Below are 16,933 nucleotides of genomic sequence, written 5' to 3' on the forward strand. Positions count from 1 at the left end.
CCGCCTTGGCGGATCCCATCATGGGTTGGACGGCGCCGCTCAGTCGCAGCGAATCGTGTCGCCTTCCAGCACGCAGATCAGCCCGTTGTAGGCGGTCAAGGTGTCGCGATACCGGCGATAGAGGTTGCCTTTGATGTCGAAGCAGCTGTCTGCCTTGCACCGGTCGAGCTTTACGGTGCGGGTGCCGGCTGGAGGGGTCAGGACAATCTTGGGTGGCTCCTGGAGCAAGGGCATATTCGTGCCGCAGGATGCGTTCACGTTGGAGATCTGCGCATTCATGCGCATGCGCTTTTCGCCTTCGGAGAGGCTGCGGATGCTGGAGACGAATTCCAGCTCCTTGCGAGCCTGGCTGCAGCCCGGGGAGGCTGATGCAGGCGTGGGCTGCTGCGCCTGCTGGTCGATCATGCGCTGCTGGCTATCGATCTGGCGCCGCTGTGCGTCGACGGCCTGCTGGCGGTATTTGCGCTCGTTGGCCTGCGCGGCCTCGGCGCGCTCCTGGAGAATCTCCGCATCCGTCTTTCGGCGCTCGATCATGCCGCCGACTTGCGCGCTGCTGCATGGACGGTCGGAGAAATTCATTTCTCCGGATGGATCCTTGCATTGATAGATCTGCGCCATGGCTGGAACTGCGAATGTCAGGCCGCACAACAGTGCAATGGCTTCACGCATGGATTCTCTCCACAAGAGGTCTGGACCACGATTTCCGATGGCCTGGCATGGCGTCCGTTCCGACATGCGCTTCACACTTCAGGCCGGCGCGCCCGCGCCGCGACCCCGTCCCTGCATGGCCAGCATCAGCAGCACCACGCCCACGATGGGCAGCAGCCAGGTGTTGATGCCGTCCCAGCCGGCCGTGTGCAGCAACTGGCCCGAGCCGAACGAGGCCACGGCCACGGTGCCGAAGACCAGGAAGTCATTGAGCGCCTGCACCTTGGCGCGCTCGGCAGGGCGGTAGCACTCGGTCACCATGGCCGTGGCGCCGATGAAGCCGAAGTTCCAGCCCACGCCCAGCAGCACCAGGGAGCCCCAGAAGTGCAGCAGCTCCAGCCCCATCAGCGCCATCAGGGCAGAGGCCGCGATCATCACCAGCCCCAGCGCCGTGATGCGGCGCTTGCCGAAGCGCGCGATCAGCCGGCCCGTGAAGAAGCTGGGCGCGAACATGGCCAGCACATGCCACTGGATGCCCAGCGCCGCCTCGCCCACCGTGTGGCCGCAGCCCACCATGGCCATGGGCGCGGCCGTCATCAGAAAGGCCATGAGGCCGTAGCTGACCACGCCGGCCGAAGCCGCCACGATGAACTGCGGTGTGCGCGCAATCTCGGCCAGCGGCCGGGCCTCGCCCGCCACGGCGCGGGCCTGGGGCGGCGGCAGCTTCAGGCCCAGCAGCAGCGGCAGGGCCAGCAGGGCGAGAACGGCCTGGCTGTAGAAGCTGCCGGCGAACGGCGTCATGGGCAGGGCGTCGCGCGTCCAGATCACCACCTGCGGGCCGATGATGGCCGCGATCAGCCCGCCGATCATCACGCGCGAGATGGCGCGAGCCTGCTCGGCGGGGTCGGTCATGGCGTCGGTGGCCGCGAAGCGGTAGCTCTGCACGCAGGCCGCGTAAAAGCCCGCCAGCGCCGTGCCGATGCAGAAGGCCACGAAATCGGAGTGCGCAATGCCCTGGGCGGCGATCACGCCCGAGACCACGCCCAGGATGGCGCCCAGCACATAGGCCGTGCGCCGCCCCATGCGCTGCATCAGCCAAGCCGCAGGCAGCGTGGACAGCGCCAGGCCCAACTGGTAGATGCTGACCGGCAGCGTGGTGGCCGTGGGATTGGTGGACAGCTGCTGCCCCACCAGGCCGCCCAGCGAAATGATGATGGGTGGCGACGCGCCCCCCAGCGATTGCGCGGCCACGAGCAGGCCGAGGTTGCGGCGCTGCAGCGCTGGAGTGTGTTGTTCTGGTGTCATGGCTTGTGCGGCGGAAAGACCGCATCTTCACCGAAAAGCATGAGGGCTGGGTTAAGCGCCGATTCAGCCAGCCGGGCCGGTCGTCCAGTCCGCGATGGCCAGTCCGGGTTCGGGAATGCGGCTGAACACCCGGTCTCTTGTGACCAGCACCGAGCGCTCGCCGGCCTGCGCGGCCTGCTGCTGCAGGAGCAGGGCGTGCGCGGCAATCATCATGTCCATGGAGGCCAGCGTGATGCCGGCCGCCTCGCAAGCGGCGCGCAGGTGGCCGTAGGCATCGGCCACCTGGGCCGTCCAGGGCAGCACCTCGACGCGGGCCAGGAACCCTGTCACCCGCAGCGACAGCCCGGCAGGGTGGCCGCGCTTGGCGACCCCGTACATCAGTTCGGCCTGCGTGACCGCCGACACTGCGATCTGGTGCATGGGTACGCGAACCAGCTGTTCGCGCACGGCAGGGATATCGCCTTTGATGATGTGGCTGGCGATGTTGGTGTCCAGCAGGTAGCGTGTCATCGCGTACTGCCTTCGTCGGCAAACGGATCGCGGCCTGACTCTGGCTGCGCTCGGTCAGCGGTGTCCATGAAATCGGCCGGCACGTCGGTGGTGGCGTCGAGCGCAAAGAACTCTTGCCATGAGTCGGGACGGCGCGACAGGATCACGTCGCCCGTGACGGGGTCGCGACGTATGTAGACCTCTTTTTCCTCGAACCGGAATTCATAGGGAAGGCGCACGGCCTGGCTGCGACCGGTGGTGAAAAGCTTGGCAGTCTGCGTCACGGTGATTCCTCCTGCTGGTATGTATCAAAGTATATATCCGCACTGTGACTTGCTGTACGCCTCCTGGAAGATCTGGTGGATCAGCTCCCTGAACCATTTGTGCCCCGCGTCATGGTCGTTGCGCGGATGCCAGACGGCGTCGATGGACAGGGCCAGCTCGGGCAGGGGCATGGGGCGCGCCACGCAGTTGGAGCCGGACAGCACGCTGTGCATCCAGTGCGCGGGCATGGCGGCCACCAGGTCGGTGGATTCGATGACGGGCACCATGCCCAGCCAGGTGGGCACCTGGAACATCACGCGCCGCGCCAGCCCGCGCTCGGCCAGGAGTTCATCCACGATGCTGCTGCCCACGCCCGTGACCTTCAGGTGGCCTTGCTCCAGGTATTTTTCCAGCGTGAGCGGGGAGGCGGCGGCCGGATGGTCCTTGCGCATCAGCACCATCCACTGGTCGTCCAGCAGGCGCCGTGACGCCGACAGCACCGAGCGCCCGCGCGAGACGGACAGCCGTATCTCCACGCCTTCGTACTCGACGCGATCCGAGGGTTGGCGGCCGTCGAAGGACTGCACCGACAGGCTGATGCCCGGCGCCACGGCGCGCAGATGGATGCACAGCTGCGGCAGCAGCAGCACGCCCACGTAGTCGGACAGGCGCAGGTGGAAATTGCGCCGCGCCGTGGCCGGATCGAAGCCCTTGCTGACCTCGATGGCGCTTTCGATCTCGCTGAAGGCCTTGCGGAAGCTGCGCGCCAGGCGCACGGCCTCGGGCGTGGGCGACATGCCTTCGGCCGTGCGCAGCAGCAGCGGGTCGTTGAACTGGGTGCGCAGCCGGCGCAGCGCATGGCTGACGGCCGAGGAGGTGATGCCCAGCCGCGCGGCGGCCTTGCCCACGCTGCGTTCCTCCACCAGGGCCTCGAAGATCACCAGCAGGTTGAGGTCGATGCTGCGCAGGTTGACCGGGGCCCGGGGCGCACCGTCTGCATGTTGAATGCTGTTCATTTTGATGATGACAAAGATGAGCTTGACTGAATTTTACGTGCGTCACGACAATGCACCAGCTTTGAAATGAATGCCCATGAATTCACCCAGTTTCAACCGCTGTGCCGGTGATTGCGACGCAGTCGAAAATCCAGCGGAACAATATCTGTTTCCAGAAAATTCCTGCGATACCCATTTCCATGTATTTGGTCGTTCAGAAGATTTTCCGTTGATTGCGGAGCGCGCCTATACACCGGCCGTTGCGTCCATGGACGATTATTGGAAAGCCTTTCGCCCATTGGGCGTGGACCGTTGCGTTCTGGTCCAGCCCAGCGTGTATGGCCGCGATCACGGCCTTCTCAAGCAGACGCTGCGCCATGCCGAGGCGGGCCGCATGCGTGGCGTGGCCGTGATCTACGAGGACACGCCGGATACAGAGATCGAAGCGCTGCACGCCCTGGGCGTGCGGGGCGCACGGTGCAATGCGCTGTTTTCGGGCGGGGTCTCCGTCTCCAGCCTGCAGGCCGTGGTCGACCGCATCCGGGGCCTGGGCTGGCATGTGCAATTGCTGGTGAACGTGGATGAAGACCCTGGCCTGGCGCAGCGCGTGGCCGACATGGGCGTGGCCGTGGTGGTGGATCACTTCGGCCACCCGTCGCGCCAGCTGGGCGCCGGCGGGCCGGGCAGCCGCAATCTGCAGGCGCTGATGAAGGAAGGCCGGGCCTGGGTGAAGTTCTCGGGCGCCTACCGGATATCGGCAACGGCATCGGCCGTGGACCCGGCCGTGGTTCCCATTGCACATGCCCTGGTGCAGGCCAATCCGCACCGGATCGTATGGGGGTCGGACTGGCCGCATCCCGGAATAAAGGCCCGTTCGAATTCCGCTGGCGAATTGGCGCGGGCATTGGTGGATTGGGTTCCAGAGGAATACAGGCACACGGTATTGGTCGATAACCCCGCGCGCCTGTATTGGGGTCATTGATTTTCAAATAGCAGGAGACAGAGAAAATGAATCGAATCACATCGGGCCGCAGAGGCTTTATCCGCACGGCGGTATCTTTCGCGGCGCTGGCTGCGGCATCGGCTGCATCGGCAGTGCAGGCGCGCGCATTTCCCGCCAAGCCGCTCACGCTGGTCGTGCCCTTTGCGCCGGGCGGCAACGTGGACATCGTGGCCCGCACGCTGGGCATTCCGCTGGCCCGGCATGCGGGGCAGTCCGTGATCGTGGACAACCGTGCGGGCGGCGGTGGTGCCGTGGGCTCGGGCTGGGTGGCGCGCGCCGAGCCGGACGGGCATACGCTGCTGGTGGCCACGCCGGGCCAGTTGGGCACCTTGCCCGAGATGATCAAGCTGCCCTACCGCGCCGACAGCTTTGCGCCCATTGCCGTGGTCAGCCGCACGCCCGTGGTCGTGGTGGTGCGCGCCAACGACGCGCGCTTCAAGACCGCTGCCGATTTCATCAAGGCGATGAAGGCCAGGGATGGCAGCGTGACCGTGGGCCATGCCGGCCCGGGCTCGCCCAATCACCTGGCCGTGCTGCAGCTGGAAGATGCCGTGAAGGTGCGCGTCAATCCCGTGCCCTACAAGGGATCGGGGCCGGCCCTGGTCGATCTGATCGGCGGGCAGATCGATGCCGTGGTGGACCAGATCACCAGCTCCACGCCGCATATCAAGAGCGGCGCCTTGCGCGCGCTGTTCGTGCTGGGGCCGCGCGCCGGGGGCGGGCTGGCCGATGTGCCCGACCTGGCCCAGCTGGGCCTGCCGGTGTTCGATGCCACCACCTTCGTGGGCGTGTTCGCGCCCAAGGGTGCGCCCACGGCCAGCGTGGACAGCCTGTATGGCTGGATCTCCCAGTCTGTGGCCGACCCGGAGTTCAGCCGCCTGATCCGCGAGCTGGGCAGCGAGCCCTTCCCGGCCAGCGCGGCCGTGCTGCAGCGCCTGGTCAGCGAAGAAGCCGCGCTGGCGGCGCGGCTGACCCGCCAGGGGCGTCTGCGCGCGGAGTAGCCGCCGCGCGCATTTTTCCGTTCCTCTAGTACCCGGCCGCCAGCCCGTCGCGGCGCGGGTCGCTGGCGATCTGGTAGCCCTCCACGGCGGGATCGCCCATGCGCCAGATGAACTGGCCGGCGCCGAAGTCCTGGTAGGGGTCGTGGATGACCTCCACCTGGTGGCCCAGCGCCTGCAGGCCGGCGATGGTGGACGGGTCCATGCCGCCTTCCACGTTGATGGACAGGCCTTCGTTGACGCGCCAGCGCGGCGCATCGCAGGCCGCCTGGGGCGACTGGCGGTAGTCCAGCATGCGCACCACAGTCTGCATGTGGCCCTGGGGCTGCATGTTGCCGCCCATGACGCCGAAGCTCATCACGGGCTGGCCGTCGCGGGTCAGGAAGGCCGGAATGATGGTGTGGAAGGGGCGCTTGCCCGGGCCCACCAGGTTGGCGCGGTTGGGATGCTGGGGGTCGGTGCCGAAGCCGTGGCCGCGGTTTTGCAGGCTGATGCCGAAGGTCGGCTCCACCACGCCCGAGCCAAAGCCCGAGAAGTTGCTCTGGATGAAGCTGACCATCATGCCGTTCTCGTCGGCTGCCGTCAGGTAGATGGTGCCGCCGCGCACGGGGTTGCCGGCCTTGAAGTCCTGCGCACGGCGCGGATCGATCAGCCTGGCGCGCGAGGCCAGGTAGGCGTCGTCGAGCATCTGTGCGGGCGTCACCTCCATGTCCGCATCGGCCACGTAGCGGTAGATGTCGGCAAAGGCCAGCTTCATGGCCTCGATCTGCAGATGCTGGGAGGCCACGCCATCCACGGGCAGGCTGGCCAGGTCGAAGTTGGACAGAATGCCCAGCGCGATCTGCGCGGCAATGCCTTGCCCGCCCGGCGGGATCTCGTGCAGCGTGTGGCCGCGGTAGTCCTTGGCCAGCGGCTGCACCCATTGCACCTCGTGCGCGGCCATGTCGGCCATGCCCAGGCAGCCGCCGTGCTGCTGCACGAACGAGGTCACGGCCCGGGCAATCTCGCCTTCATAGAAGGCCTTGCCGCGCGTGGCGCCAATGGCGCGCAGGGCGCGCGCTGCGGCGGGAAAGCGGAACAGCTCGCCCACTTCCGGCGCGCGGCCCCGGGGCAGGAAGCTTTCCCTGAACCCCGGCTGCGATTGCAGCTCGGGCGCGCCTGCGGCCCATTTCTGCTGGACCACGGGCGGCACCAGGTAGCCGCGCTCGGCGATCTCGGCGGCCGGCTCCATCAGCGCGTCAAAGGGCAGCTTGCCGAAGCGCTCGTGCAGGGCCACCCAGGCGCTGACGGCGCCCGGCACGGTGATGGAGTCCACGCCCCGGCGCGGCGGCTTGTCCTGGCGACCATAGCGCTGGTGGAAGTACTCGGGCGCCCAGCCCTGCGGTGCGCGGCCGCTGGCGTTGAGCCCGTGCAGCTCCTTGCCATCCCAGAGGATGCAGAAGGCGTCCGAGCCCAGGCCGTTGCTCACCGGCTCGACGATGGTCATGGCCGCCGCCGCCGCAATGGCCGCGTCCACCGCGTTGCCGCCTGCCCACAGCATGCGCAGGCCGGCCTGCGCCGCCAGCGGGTGGGAAGTGGACACGGCATTGCGCGCGAACACGGGCACCCGCCTGGAGTCGTAGGGGTTGCCGGGAGTGAAGGGTGAGGAAGAGGCGTGCATGAAAGAACCTGCCTCAGTCGGCGGTGATGCCCATGGTCTTCACGTCACGGCTCCAGCGCGTCAGCTCGCGGTCGATCTGCTGCTTGAAGGACTTGGGGTCGCTGGTCTCGGGGTCCAGGCCCTGGGCCTCGAACTGGGCCTGCACTTCGGGGCGCTCCATGATCTTGCGCACTTCCTGGGCCAGCCGCTCGACGATGGCCGGGTCCGTGCCGCCCGTGGTGAACAGGCCGTACCAGGACGTGAAGGCATAGCCGGGCAGGCCGGCCTCGGCGACGGTGGGCACGTTGGGCAGGTTCTTGACGCGCTGCTTCGTGGTCACGGCCAGGATGCGGGTCTGGCCGGTCTTGGCCGAGGTGATGGCGGGCGGAATGCCCGAGAAGATGGCCTGCACCTGGCCACCCGACACATCGGTGATGGCCGGGCCGTTGCCGCGGTAGGGCACGTGCACCAGGTTCACGCCCGCCTGCTGCGCGAACAGCGCGCCGGCCAGGTGCAGCGTGGAGCCGTTGCCCGACGATGCGTAGTTGATGCTGCCCGGCGCCTTGCGCGCGGCCTCGATCATTTCCTGCACCGTCTTGTAGGGCAGGGCGGCGTTCACCAGCAGCGCGTTGCCGGATTCGGCAACCAGGGTGATGGGCTCCAGGTCCTTGCGCGGGTCGAACGACAGCTTCTTGGCCAGCACGGGCGCCACGGTGTTGCTGCCGATGGAGCCCAGCAGCAGCGTGTAGCCGTTCTTGGGCGCCTTGGCCACCACTTCGCTGGCGATCAGGCCGCCCGCGCCGCCGCGGTTCTCCACCACCACGCTCTGGCCCAGGCGCTGCTGCAGCTCCTTGGCCAGGATGCGGGCCACGATGTCGTTGGCGCCGCCGGCGGCAAAGCCCACCATGATCTTCAGCGGCTGCGAGGGCCAGGCATCGGCGGCGGGCGCGGCCCAGCCGGGCGTGGCGCAGGTCAACAGGGCGGCGCAGCAGACGAGCAGGCGGCGGGACACGGGTGCAGGCATGGAGATCTCCAGAAATCCGGGAAGTGGGAGGGTGCGATCAGGACGATCGGCTATCGGTTGCCAGCGATTTTGATGATAGAAACTGTTTGGTGAAAGCTGGAATTTCTTACGAATCTTGAAAGCAAAACTTTTATGCCAAGCCTGCGCATTCTTCGCACTTTCCTCGCCGTGGCGGCCGAGGGCTCCTTCACCGCCGCCGGACAGCGCGTGGCGCTGACCCAGGTGGCCGTGGGGCTGCAGATGCGCACGCTGGAAAACGACCTCAAGCGCAAGCTGTTCGCGCGCCAGGGCAAGCTGGTCACGCTCAACGAGCAGGGCCGGGCGCTGGTGCCCATTGCCACCCAGCTGGTGGCGCTGTACGAGCAGGCCAAGCACGGCACGCGGGCCGACGCACCGCTGGCCGGCACCGTGCAGTTCGGCTCCATCGTCTCGGCGCTGAGCCAGCTGGTGCGCGCCACGCTGGAGCTCAAGCGCCACCATCCGGCGGTGGACCTGCATGTGGTCTCGGGCAAGTCCAACCGGCTGATCGCCCAGGTGGAGAACCATGAGCTGGACGCGGCCGTGGTGGTCTACAACCCGGCCATCAAGCGCCCCTCGCTGGTCTGGACGCCGCTGTACGCCGAGCCCATGGTGCTGCTGGCGCCGCGCGCCGCCCGGCCCGCGGCGCCTGCCGACATGGTGGAGCGCTATCCCTTCATCCGCTTCGACCGCACCGAGCACACGGGCGAGCTGGTGGAGCGCACGCTGCGCCGTCTGCGCGCCAAGCCCCAGGAGTTCCTGGAGCTCAACTCCATCGAGACCATCGTGGAGCTGGTGCGCGACGGCATGGGCGTGGCCATGCTGCCCAACCTGGCGCGGCATGGCTGGGAGGGCGACCCGCGCCTGCGCGTGCTGCCCCTTGCCCAGACTGCCGAGAGCCGGCAGATCGCCCTGGTGCAGCTGCGCACGGCGGCGCGCGCCGAGATCATCACCGCCGTGGGCCAGCAATTCGTGGCGGCGCTGGCTGTGCCGGACTGAGTGTGCCGGACTGAGCGCGCCGCTGTGGGTGTTGCGCCGATCCGCGTGTCTTAAGTTGCGTATTGCGCGAGCCCATGGCCCATGGACCAGTTCTCCTTGTCCACCTCGACCAGGTTGACGAACACGTCCTCGGGCCGCAGGCCGGGGCTTTCGACCAGCAGCTCGGCGATGCGGCTGAACAGCGCCATCTTCTGCTCCAGGCTGCGGGTGTTGCTGACCGTGAGCTGCACCAGCACCAGATCGTCGCTGCGCGCCACGCCCAGGTAGGAGGCGCTGTAGCGGAAGTTGTCGCCGTCATGCTCGGTGATGGTCATGAACTGGTCGTCCTCCGGCACGTTGAAGGTCTCGCGCATGGCGCGGTAGAGGCTGTCGCAGATGGCCTGGCGGTAGGCGGGGGACTTGCCGGCGCGCATGTTGATCCGGGTCATGGGCATGGTGTGGCTCCTTTGCGTTGAGTTGAGTTGCGTTGCTTTGCGTTGTGGGAGCCTCGAAGGTAGGCTGCGCCAGATATTTTGAAAAGCCATGATTGCTGATATCAGTAATAATGGATTGAAATGATTCAACGACCTCTGGACCTGGATGCCGTGCAAGGCTTCGTGCACATCGCGGACCTGGGCAGCTTCACGCGCGCGGCCGAAGCCATGCAGACCACGCAGGCCGCAGTCAGCCTCAAGCTCAAGCGGCTGGAGCAGCGGCTGGGCTGCCGGCTGGTCGAGCGCACGCCGCGCCATGTGCAGCTGTCGGCGCTGGGCGCCGACTTCCTGCCCCATGCGCGCGAACTGCTGCAGGCCCATGAGCGCGCACTGGCGCTGGCCGTCAGCACGCGCCAGCGGCTGACCATCGGCATCAGCGACCACGTGGCCGGGCCGGAGCTGCCGGCCCTGATCGCCCGCATGAATGCGCAGGACCCGCAACTGCTGATCGACATCCGCATCGCATCGTCCGGCCCGCTGCTGCAGGGGTTCGACCGGCGCGAGTACGACACGGTGATCGTTCGCACGCATGCCGGGCGTGACGACGGCGAGCTGCTGGCCGAGGAGCCCTTCGGCTGGTTTGCCGCGCCCGGCTGGCAGCACCGCGCGGGCGAGCCCCTGCCGCTGGCCACGCTGGCCGAACCCTGCGGCGTGCGCGCCATGGCCGGGCAACTGCTGGATACGGCGCGCATGCCGTGGACCGAGGTGTTCGTGGGCGGCGGCGTGGCCGCTGTCTCGGCCGCCGTCATGGCGGGGCTGGGCGTGGCTGCGCTGGCGCCGCGCATGCTGGCCCTGGGCGCCGTGGACGTGGGCCCGCGCCTGGGCCTGCCCACGCTGCCGCGCCTGCCCGTGCTGCTGCACACCCGCGTGCGCGAAGGCCGGCCGCGCGCGGCGCTGGATGCGCTGGGCGCCGCCTTCAAGTCCGCCGTGCGTGGCTAGCAGCCAACAATCGGCCCGGCATGGCGCGCAGCCGCTTGTGCCTGCGGGGCAACGGGCGATAGACTCGCACCCCTCCCATCCACCCTCACCCTTTCGAGGTGCACCATGCCCCGCCGCACAGCTTCCTGCTGAACGACTTCGTCACACGCTGATCCTGGCCTTGCCCCGGATGTCTTTTGCGTGTGCGCTGCGGTGCGTGGCCTTTTGAGGGCTTGCGGCTGACCGTCCTTTTTGCGGACGGCCCCGACAGTCCTGCCATCTTCCCCTTCGACAGCCTGCCGGCCCGGCCACCACGGGCCAGGCCGCGCTGTCGCTGTATCCCCTGCATTGCGGCGCCTGGCGTCGTCGTCGGCTTTTCCCGCTCCACGGCATGTCGCCGTGGGGTGCTGCATCGCTTTTGGAAAGCACGACATGACCCCATCCATTTCTCCAGGCCCTCGTTTTCTTTCGAACATCGAGATCCTCAAGTACCCCCGTACGCCGCACCTGCGCGGCTCGCGCCTGCAGGCCGGCGACCAGGACGACGCCGTGCCCTATGAGCGGCTGGCCGGCCGGCACATCGTCGTCGAGGAAAAGCTCGACGGCGCCAACGCCGCGCTGAGCTTTGCCGGCGACGGCCAGCTGCTGCTGCAGTCGCGCGGCCACTACCTGGACAGCGAGCGGCCCGGCGGGCGCGAGCGCCAGTTCAACCTCTTCAAGCAATGGGCCCAGGCCCACGAGGGTGCGCTGCTGTCCCTGCTGGACGACCGCTACCAGGTGTTCGGCGAGTGGATGTATGCCAAGCACTCGCTGTTCTACGACGCGCTGCCGCACTGGTTCTGCGAGTTCGACATCTGGGACCGCTCGGCGCAGTGCTTCCTGGACACGCCGCGCCGCCATGCCCTGCTGGCCGGCGTGCCCGTGGTCTCGGTGCCCGTGCTCTACAGCGGGGCGGCGCCCCGGCGCATGCAGGACCTGCTGGCGCTGCTGGCCCCCTCGCTGGGCCGCAGCGCGCGCTGGCGCCAGGCCTTCGAGCAGGTGGTGGCCCGCCAGAAGCTGGACCTGCCGCTGTGCTGGCGGCAGACCGACGGCTCCGAGCTGGCCGAAGGCCTCTACCTCAAGGTGGAGGAGGACGGCCAGACCGTGGCGCGCTACAAGTTCGTGCGGCCGGACTTCGTGCAGGTCATCCTCGACTCGGGCTCGCACCACAGCGAGCGGCCCATCGTCCCCAACGGGCTGCGCGAAGGCGCAGACATCTTTGCGGCCGATATTTCAAAAAGCTGGTGAGGCCTGCAGCGCAGACCCATCGCAAGGAGATTGCCATGACGAACTGGAAACAGATCCAGTCCCTGGTGCCGCAGCCCGGCGCCGACCCCGACTTCGCGGCCTGCCTGGCCGCCTTCCCCCTGCTGGAGCAGGCCAAAACCACGCCGCAGGACCCGGTCTACCACGCCGAAGGCGATGTCTGGACACACACGCAGATGGTGGTACGCGAGCTGCTGGCCGACCCCGGCCATGCGGCACTCACCGCCACCGAGCGCGAGACGGTCTTCCTGGCCGCGCTGCTGCACGACGTGGCCAAGTGCTCGACCACCGTGGTGGGCGAGGACGGCCGCATCGGCCAGCCCGGCCACTCGCGCCGGGGTGCGCTGGATGCGCGGCTCATGCTCTGGGAAGCCGGCGCGCCCGTGGACCAGCGCGAGGCCATCTGCCGGCTGATCGCCGTGCACCAGGTGCCGTTCTTCGCCTTTGCCGATTCGCGGCGCGGCCTCTCGCCCGAGTTCATCGTGCGCGAGCTGTCCTGGCAGGTGGACCTGCACCTGCTCACGCTGCTGGCGCGGGCCGACATGCGCGGGCGCATCTGCCCGGACATTGCGTCCGTGCTGGTCAACATCGAGCTGGTGCGCGAGTTCGCGCTGGAAGAGGGCTGCCTGCGCACGCCGCGCCGCTTTGCCTCGGACGAGACGGCGGTGCGCTACTTCCGCGGCGCGCAGCTGCATCCCGACTATGCGCTGCACGCACAGGAAGGCTCGCGCGCCATCGTCATGTGCGGCCTGCCGGCCAGCGGCAAGAACACCTGGGTGGCCGCCCACCATGGCGACCTGCCCGTGGTCTCCTTCGACGATGCGCGTACGGAGCTGGGCCTGCGCCACGGCCAGAACGAGGGCGCGGCCGCCCACCACGCCGTGGACAAGGCCAAGGCCCTGCTGCGCGCGGGCCAGCCCTTCGTCTGGAACGCCACCCACCTGTCGCGCCAGATGCGCGGCAAGACCGTGGACCTGTGCCTGGCCTACGGCGCCCGCGTGGAACTCGTGCACCTGGAAGCCAGCCGCCCAACCCTGCTGGCCCGCAACCGCGCGCGCGACACCACGCTGACCAACGCGGCCCTGCTCGGCCTGCTGCAGCGCTGGGATGTGCCTTTGCCTACCGAGGCGCATGCGCTGTCGTTGCTGGTCAATGAGGGGTAGGGGAGGGGGAGGGGTGCTGTACCGCTGTCAAGCGGCGTGTTCGCCGCGTGCCCGCTTCATCTCCAGATAGGACTGGGCTGCTTCCTGGTCGTCGGCCCGGTATGCCACGTTCATGTCCGGGCGATGCACGTCATCGCCCGGACCCTTCAGCCCTGGCAATGCCCGCAGATGATCAAGCAAGGTGGTCTGCGTGTTGGCAGAGGTGATCAAGGGGCGCAGATAGGCATCGAGGTGTCTGCCTTGCGGGTTCTGGATCTCCTGGGTCAGTGCCTTCAGATAAGCCTCCTTGTTGGAGGCCAGCCAGTCGATGGCAAAGCCCGCGCGGTGGCACAGCTCGGCATGGATCAGCAGCATGCTGCGTCCATTTCCGTCGAGAAAGGGATGACCCCAGGCAAACGCGCCCATGACAGCACCAGGTTTGTCGCGCAGGGTGCCTGCATCGTTGCCCATGTCCAGGCCCCATTCGACGGCGCGCTGGCACAGCTCTGACACTTCGAATTGCAGGCCTGCACCCCTGCCGACGAGCCGGCCCACGCCCAGCGCACGCCTGTCCTGGCCGGCCCAGGGGTAGAAGTCGGAAAACAGGATGGCGTGAACGCGCAAAAAATCGCGGTAGCCAATCCGGCCCCGGATGCTTGCCAGAAAGGCAAGTGCTTCTTCCAGGTTGGCCTCGAAAAAGAGGTGTTCCTGGATCTTGACCTCACGGGCGTCTTTCAGTCCTTCAATGTTGCGCAGGTAGCCCGCGCTTTCGAAGTCCCCGAACGGATCGAACATCCTGCACCTCCCTCATGTGATTGGTCATCAGCCTGGCAAGCTGCCGGCCATTGATGACATGTTTTTTCTTCAAGGCCACGAGCAGCTTGCCCGTGCTGTCGAGCTCCACTTCATCTCCTGCAGCGCGTGTGACTGCCTGTGCATAGTCGTCCAGTCCGGTACGCTGGTGCTGGATGTGGTGCGTGCGGGCCAGCCGCTCGACAAACTGGCGTACACCTTTGGTGGGCAGGGCGTTCACGTCTGCGGGCAAGGTTTCGCCGGGTTCATCAGGTGCCGAGGGATTGCGGACATAGCGCACGGCGACATCGCCCAGATTCAGCCTGCGTGAGATGCGCTGGCTGCCTGCATCGATCAGCAGCGTGGCCTGACCCGCCTCGTTGATCAGATCCACGCTGCGAAACCTGATTCCCAGTCTGTCCAGCACCTCCCTGACCAGCTCATCGCTGGGGGCGAGCAACTGCGGATCGCCGCTGGCGTCGGGCCTTGCCTTGGCATAGATGCCGGCGCCCAGGCGGATCAGGCGGCCGTCCGAGACCAAGTCATGCAAGGCCTCGCTGAGGTGGGAAGCGCTTGCCAATCTGCTCAGATCACGCCGGAGCACGATGTTGCCGGAGCGCTTGCTCAGCGATATCTGAAGTTTGCTGTCCAGGTTCATTCTCTGCCTCAGACGATCTCTACATGGTCTGATTCTAAGGTGTTGTTTTTTCCTTTTATAACAATGGGTTGTGTGCGGATTTCATGCCGCTTGACCAGCAGGGATTGCGATGAAGTCCAACCCCAATTCCAGTGCTGGACTCAATGGCAATCCAAGACCCGATACCGGCAAGCCATGCTCGCTGGTGAGATGACACCCGGACCTTGCACCGGCCGTGTGCGCAGACAATGAAGGTTTGAAGACCGCCGCCCCTTCTGTCTGCCACTTCGAAAGCCATCCATGAACCATTCCTCCCAGCTGCTGTCCACCCTCGCGCCGCTTGGCCGCATCCGCGCCTCCATCAACACCGGCAATCCCATTCTTGCGCGGCTGGATGCCGACGGCCGGCCTGCGGGCGTGTCCATCGACCTGGCCCGGCGCTTTGCGCAGCAGCTGGGGTTGGAGCTGGAACTGGTGGTCTTCGACACGGCCGCCAAGTCGGTGGATGCCGTCACGCGCGAGGAGGCCGACTTCGGCTTCTTTGCCGTGGACCCCGTGCGCGGCGCGGGCATCGGCTTCACGGCACCCTATGTGCTGATCGAGGGCAGCTACCTGGTGCGCCAGGATTCGCCGCTGACCGACAACGCCCAGGTGGACCGGGCCGGGCACACAGTCGTGGTCGGCAAGGGCAGCGCCTATGACCTGTACCTGAGCCGCGAGCTCAAGCATGCGCAGATAGAGCGCGCCGTGTCCTCGCCCGCCGTGGTGCAGACCTTTGTGGAATCGACGGCCGACGTGGCCGCCGGCGTCAAGCAGCAATTGGAGGCCGATGCCGCCCGCCTGCCCGGCCTGCGCCTGCTGCCAGGCCGCTTCATGGTGATCCAGCAGGCCATGGGCCTGCCCAAGGGGCGGGGCGATGAGGCCCTGCGCGTGCTGGCGGCCTTTGTGGAAGAGGCCAAGGCCTCGGGCTTTGTGGCCGAGGCACTGCAGCGCCACGGCATCCAGGGCGCAGCGGTTGCGCCTGCGACCTGAAGGTCAGGCGCCGCGCAGCACCAGCAGGTCGATGCTGGCCGGCACGCCCAGGCGCACGGCAAAGCCGGCCCACAGGCCTGCGCCGGCGCTGACGAAGAGCTTCATGGCGCCGACCTCGTACTCGCCGCGCACAAAGCCGTCATTGGCGGGCGCCACCAGCCATTGGTCCATTCCCAGGATCAGGCCGCCGTGCGTATGGCCCGACAGCTGCAGGCCCACGCCGTGGGCCGCGTTGTCGCGGGCGGTCTTGGGCTGGTGGGCCAGCAGCAGGTGGTATTGCGCACCAGCCTCTTTGGCTTGGCGGGCCACGGTGTCGATGTCGGGCGGCACGCCTTCGGCCACGGACGGGTCGGTGTTCTGGCGCGACAGGCGGCCATAGGCCGGATCGCCGATGCCCGACAGCGCCAGGCGCGCGCCCTGCACATCGATCAGCTGCATGCGGTTTTCCAGCAGGTTCAGGCCCAGGCGGCGGAATTCGGCCATCCAGGCGTCGTAGCCGCTGTAGTACTCATGGTTGCCGGGCGCCGCCCAGACGCCGTGGCGTGCCTTGAGCTGCGCCAGCGGCGCGACGTTGGCGCGGCCGCTGCCCACGTCGCCGTCCACCATGTCGCCGGGCAGCACGATGAGGTCGGGGCGCGCGCCCAGCGTGCGGTCCACGATGGTCTGCACATAGCGCGCGTCGTTGATGGGGCTGGCGTGGATGTCGGCCAGCACGGCCACGCGCAGGCCTTCCAGGCCGGTGGGCAGGCCGGGCAGGCGCAGCGTGCGTTCGTGCACCTCGGGCGGGCGCAGCGCATTGGCCACGCCCCAGGCCGACAGCAGGCCCGCCAGGGCCAGTGCGCCGGCCGTGAGCAGCGGTGCGTGCAGGCGCTGCTTCCAGTCCTCGCGCCGGGCCACGGCGGCCAGCGCCCAGAGGCCGTCGCGCAGCACGATGAAGACGGCCAGCATCAGCAGCAGGGCCAGCACCCAGCCGCCCGGCACCTGCAGATAGGCCAGCGTGCGGTACTCGACCGTGCCCTCGCGCAGCAGCACCAGCAGCAGGGCGGGCGTGCAGCCCAGGGCCGCCGTGGCGACGGCCGCCATCAGGCGGGCGCGGCGCGGCATCAGGCGGACGGGCCACCACAGCCACAGGGCCAGTAGCGGGATGACGAGGGCGGCAAGAGTAACCATGGGGAGCAGATCGAGGAAGGCGGGTGAGGCGGCCAGCGCCGGGAGCGGGCGGCAAGGCGAGCGCCGATTGTGCGCAATGCCT

18 protein-coding genes are annotated in these 16,933 nt (G+C 67.7%); 7 read left to right on the forward strand and 11 right to left on the reverse strand.

The features are described 5' to 3' along the window. Positions 1-39: 39 nt before the first annotated feature. The 5 genes from ACRSCF_RS10835 to ACRSCF_RS10855 form a co-directional block, all read right to left on the reverse strand. On the reverse strand, positions 40-669 hold the full coding sequence (locus tag ACRSCF_RS10835; protein WP_034367434.1) for a DUF4124 domain-containing protein: 630 nt from the start codon (positions 667-669) through the stop codon (positions 40-42). A 78-nt stretch (positions 670-747) separates the two neighbouring features. Beyond that, on the reverse strand, positions 748-1,953 hold the full coding sequence (locus ACRSCF_RS10840) for an MFS transporter (RefSeq protein WP_034367436.1): 1,206 nt from the start codon (positions 1,951-1,953) through the stop codon (positions 748-750). A gap of 63 nt (positions 1,954-2,016) precedes the next feature. Next, positions 2,017-2,463: a type II toxin-antitoxin system VapC family toxin gene (locus ACRSCF_RS10845; protein WP_034367439.1), complete on the reverse strand. Its 447-nt coding sequence runs from the start codon at positions 2,461-2,463 to the stop codon at positions 2,017-2,019. Further along, positions 2,460-2,726: an antitoxin gene (locus ACRSCF_RS10850; protein ID WP_016448241.1), complete on the reverse strand. Its 267-nt coding sequence runs from the start codon at positions 2,724-2,726 to the stop codon at positions 2,460-2,462. Before ACRSCF_RS10850 ends, ACRSCF_RS10845 begins: the two co-directional genes overlap by 4 nt. Before the next feature lie 24 nt (positions 2,727-2,750). Next, on the reverse strand, positions 2,751-3,722 hold the full coding sequence (locus ACRSCF_RS10855; protein ID WP_034367441.1) for a LysR family transcriptional regulator: 972 nt from the start codon (positions 3,720-3,722) through the stop codon (positions 2,751-2,753). A gap of 76 nt (positions 3,723-3,798) precedes the next feature. Between ACRSCF_RS10855 and ACRSCF_RS10860 the strand changes: the two genes are divergently transcribed. Both ACRSCF_RS10860 and ACRSCF_RS10865 read left to right on the forward strand, forming a co-directional pair. After that, complete coding sequence (locus ACRSCF_RS10860) at positions 3,799-4,683, forward strand: amidohydrolase family protein (RefSeq protein WP_324623114.1); 885 nt, start codon at positions 3,799-3,801, stop codon at positions 4,681-4,683. A gap of 26 nt (positions 4,684-4,709) precedes the next feature. Beyond that, complete coding sequence (locus tag ACRSCF_RS10865) at positions 4,710-5,705, forward strand: tripartite tricarboxylate transporter substrate binding protein (RefSeq protein WP_016448238.1); 996 nt, start codon at positions 4,710-4,712, stop codon at positions 5,703-5,705. 25 nt (positions 5,706-5,730) lie between these two features. Here ACRSCF_RS10865 and ACRSCF_RS10870 read toward each other — a convergent pair whose 3' ends face one another. After that, positions 5,731-7,362: a gamma-glutamyltransferase family protein gene (locus ACRSCF_RS10870; RefSeq protein WP_244388024.1), complete on the reverse strand. Its 1,632-nt coding sequence runs from the start codon at positions 7,360-7,362 to the stop codon at positions 5,731-5,733. 13 nt (positions 7,363-7,375) lie between these two features. Further along, entirely contained in the window at positions 7,376-8,365 is a 990-nt protein-coding gene (locus ACRSCF_RS10875) for a Bug family tripartite tricarboxylate transporter substrate binding protein (RefSeq protein ID WP_013801719.1), read from the reverse strand. 132 nt (positions 8,366-8,497) lie between these two features. Between ACRSCF_RS10875 and ACRSCF_RS10880 the strand changes: the two genes are divergently transcribed. Further along, positions 8,498-9,382: a LysR family transcriptional regulator gene (locus ACRSCF_RS10880; RefSeq protein ID WP_016448236.1), complete on the forward strand. Its 885-nt coding sequence runs from the start codon at positions 8,498-8,500 to the stop codon at positions 9,380-9,382. A gap of 50 nt (positions 9,383-9,432) precedes the next feature. Here the strand turns inward: ACRSCF_RS10880 and ACRSCF_RS10885 are convergent, their stop codons facing one another. Then, positions 9,433-9,816, reverse strand: a complete 384-nt coding sequence (locus ACRSCF_RS10885) for a tautomerase family protein (protein WP_016448235.1) — start codon at positions 9,814-9,816, stop codon at positions 9,433-9,435. A gap of 120 nt (positions 9,817-9,936) precedes the next feature. Between ACRSCF_RS10885 and ACRSCF_RS10890 the strand changes: the two genes are divergently transcribed. The 3 genes from ACRSCF_RS10890 (at position 9,937) to ACRSCF_RS10900 (ending at position 13,241) form a co-directional block, all read left to right on the forward strand. Beyond that, the gene (locus ACRSCF_RS10890) at positions 9,937-10,794 is read left to right on the forward strand and encodes a LysR family transcriptional regulator (protein ID WP_016448234.1); all 858 of its coding nucleotides are present in this window, start codon (positions 9,937-9,939) and stop codon (positions 10,792-10,794) included. 411 nt (positions 10,795-11,205) lie between these two features. Continuing rightward, positions 11,206-12,060, forward strand: a complete 855-nt coding sequence (locus ACRSCF_RS10895) for an RNA ligase family protein (protein ID WP_244388025.1) — start codon at positions 11,206-11,208, stop codon at positions 12,058-12,060. 35 nt (positions 12,061-12,095) lie between these two features. Further along, a complete protein-coding gene (locus ACRSCF_RS10900) occupies positions 12,096-13,241 on the forward strand; it encodes an AAA family ATPase (RefSeq protein WP_244388026.1) in 1,146 nt (381 codons plus the stop codon). A gap of 27 nt (positions 13,242-13,268) precedes the next feature. On the opposite strand, the gene ACRSCF_RS10905 is transcribed toward ACRSCF_RS10900, so the two are convergent. After that, complete coding sequence (locus ACRSCF_RS10905) at positions 13,269-14,015, reverse strand: Fic/DOC family protein (RefSeq protein WP_016448231.1); 747 nt, start codon at positions 14,013-14,015, stop codon at positions 13,269-13,271. Continuing rightward, a complete protein-coding gene (locus ACRSCF_RS10910) occupies positions 13,963-14,670 on the reverse strand; it encodes a hypothetical protein (protein ID WP_034367446.1) in 708 nt (235 codons plus the stop codon). Before ACRSCF_RS10910 ends, ACRSCF_RS10905 begins: the two co-directional genes overlap by 53 nt. Positions 14,671-14,949: 279 nt before the next feature. Between ACRSCF_RS10910 and ACRSCF_RS10915 the strand changes: the two genes are divergently transcribed. Then, positions 14,950-15,681 (forward strand): ABC transporter substrate-binding protein, encoded by a 732-nt coding sequence (locus ACRSCF_RS10915; protein ID WP_244388027.1) that lies wholly within the window; start codon positions 14,950-14,952, stop codon positions 15,679-15,681. A 3-nt stretch (positions 15,682-15,684) separates the two neighbouring features. Here the strand turns inward: ACRSCF_RS10915 and ACRSCF_RS10920 are convergent, their stop codons facing one another. After that, the gene (locus ACRSCF_RS10920; protein ID WP_034367456.1) at positions 15,685-16,851 is read right to left on the reverse strand and encodes a metallophosphoesterase; all 1,167 of its coding nucleotides are present in this window, start codon (positions 16,849-16,851) and stop codon (positions 15,685-15,687) included. Positions 16,852-16,933: the final 82 nt, after the last annotated feature.

Origin of the sequence: Delftia sp. 11MD, from assembly GCF_050907895.1 — a bacterium.
GTDB lineage: Bacteria > Pseudomonadota > Gammaproteobacteria > Burkholderiales > Burkholderiaceae_C > Comamonas > Comamonas tsuruhatensis.

Excerpts from the sequence above, each read along its gene's own strand:
- ACRSCF_RS10835 (WP_034367434.1), bottom strand. The coding sequence starts at position 669 with ATGCGTGAAGCCATTGCACTGTTGTGCGGCCTGACATTCGCAGTTCCA.
- ACRSCF_RS10840 (WP_034367436.1), bottom strand. The coding sequence starts at position 1,953 with ATGACACCAGAACAACACACTCCAGCGCTGCAGCGCCGCAACCTCGGC.
- ACRSCF_RS10845 (WP_034367439.1), bottom strand. The coding sequence starts at position 2,463 with ATGACACGCTACCTGCTGGACACCAACATCGCCAGCCACATCATCAAA.
- ACRSCF_RS10855 (WP_034367441.1), bottom strand. The coding sequence starts at position 3,722 with ATGAACAGCATTCAACATGCAGACGGTGCGCCCCGGGCCCCGGTCAAC.
- ACRSCF_RS10860 (WP_324623114.1), top strand. The coding sequence starts at position 3,799 with ATGAATTCACCCAGTTTCAACCGCTGTGCCGGTGATTGCGACGCAGTC.
- ACRSCF_RS10865 (WP_016448238.1), top strand. The coding sequence starts at position 4,710 with ATGAATCGAATCACATCGGGCCGCAGAGGCTTTATCCGCACGGCGGTA.
- ACRSCF_RS10870 (WP_244388024.1), bottom strand. The coding sequence starts at position 7,362 with ATGCACGCCTCTTCCTCACCCTTCACTCCCGGCAACCCCTACGACTCC.
- ACRSCF_RS10875 (WP_013801719.1), bottom strand. The coding sequence starts at position 8,365 with ATGCCTGCACCCGTGTCCCGCCGCCTGCTCGTCTGCTGCGCCGCCCTG.
- ACRSCF_RS10880 (WP_016448236.1), top strand. The coding sequence starts at position 8,498 with ATGCCAAGCCTGCGCATTCTTCGCACTTTCCTCGCCGTGGCGGCCGAG.
- ACRSCF_RS10885 (WP_016448235.1), bottom strand. The coding sequence starts at position 9,816 with ATGCCCATGACCCGGATCAACATGCGCGCCGGCAAGTCCCCCGCCTAC.
- ACRSCF_RS10890 (WP_016448234.1), top strand. The coding sequence starts at position 9,937 with ATGATTCAACGACCTCTGGACCTGGATGCCGTGCAAGGCTTCGTGCAC.
- ACRSCF_RS10895 (WP_244388025.1), top strand. The coding sequence starts at position 11,206 with ATGACCCCATCCATTTCTCCAGGCCCTCGTTTTCTTTCGAACATCGAG.
- ACRSCF_RS10900 (WP_244388026.1), top strand. The coding sequence starts at position 12,096 with ATGACGAACTGGAAACAGATCCAGTCCCTGGTGCCGCAGCCCGGCGCC.
- ACRSCF_RS10905 (WP_016448231.1), bottom strand. The coding sequence starts at position 14,015 with ATGTTCGATCCGTTCGGGGACTTCGAAAGCGCGGGCTACCTGCGCAAC.
- ACRSCF_RS10910 (WP_034367446.1), bottom strand. The coding sequence starts at position 14,670 with ATGAACCTGGACAGCAAACTTCAGATATCGCTGAGCAAGCGCTCCGGC.
- ACRSCF_RS10915 (WP_244388027.1), top strand. The coding sequence starts at position 14,950 with ATGAACCATTCCTCCCAGCTGCTGTCCACCCTCGCGCCGCTTGGCCGC.
- ACRSCF_RS10920 (WP_034367456.1), bottom strand. The coding sequence starts at position 16,851 with ATGGTTACTCTTGCCGCCCTCGTCATCCCGCTACTGGCCCTGTGGCTG.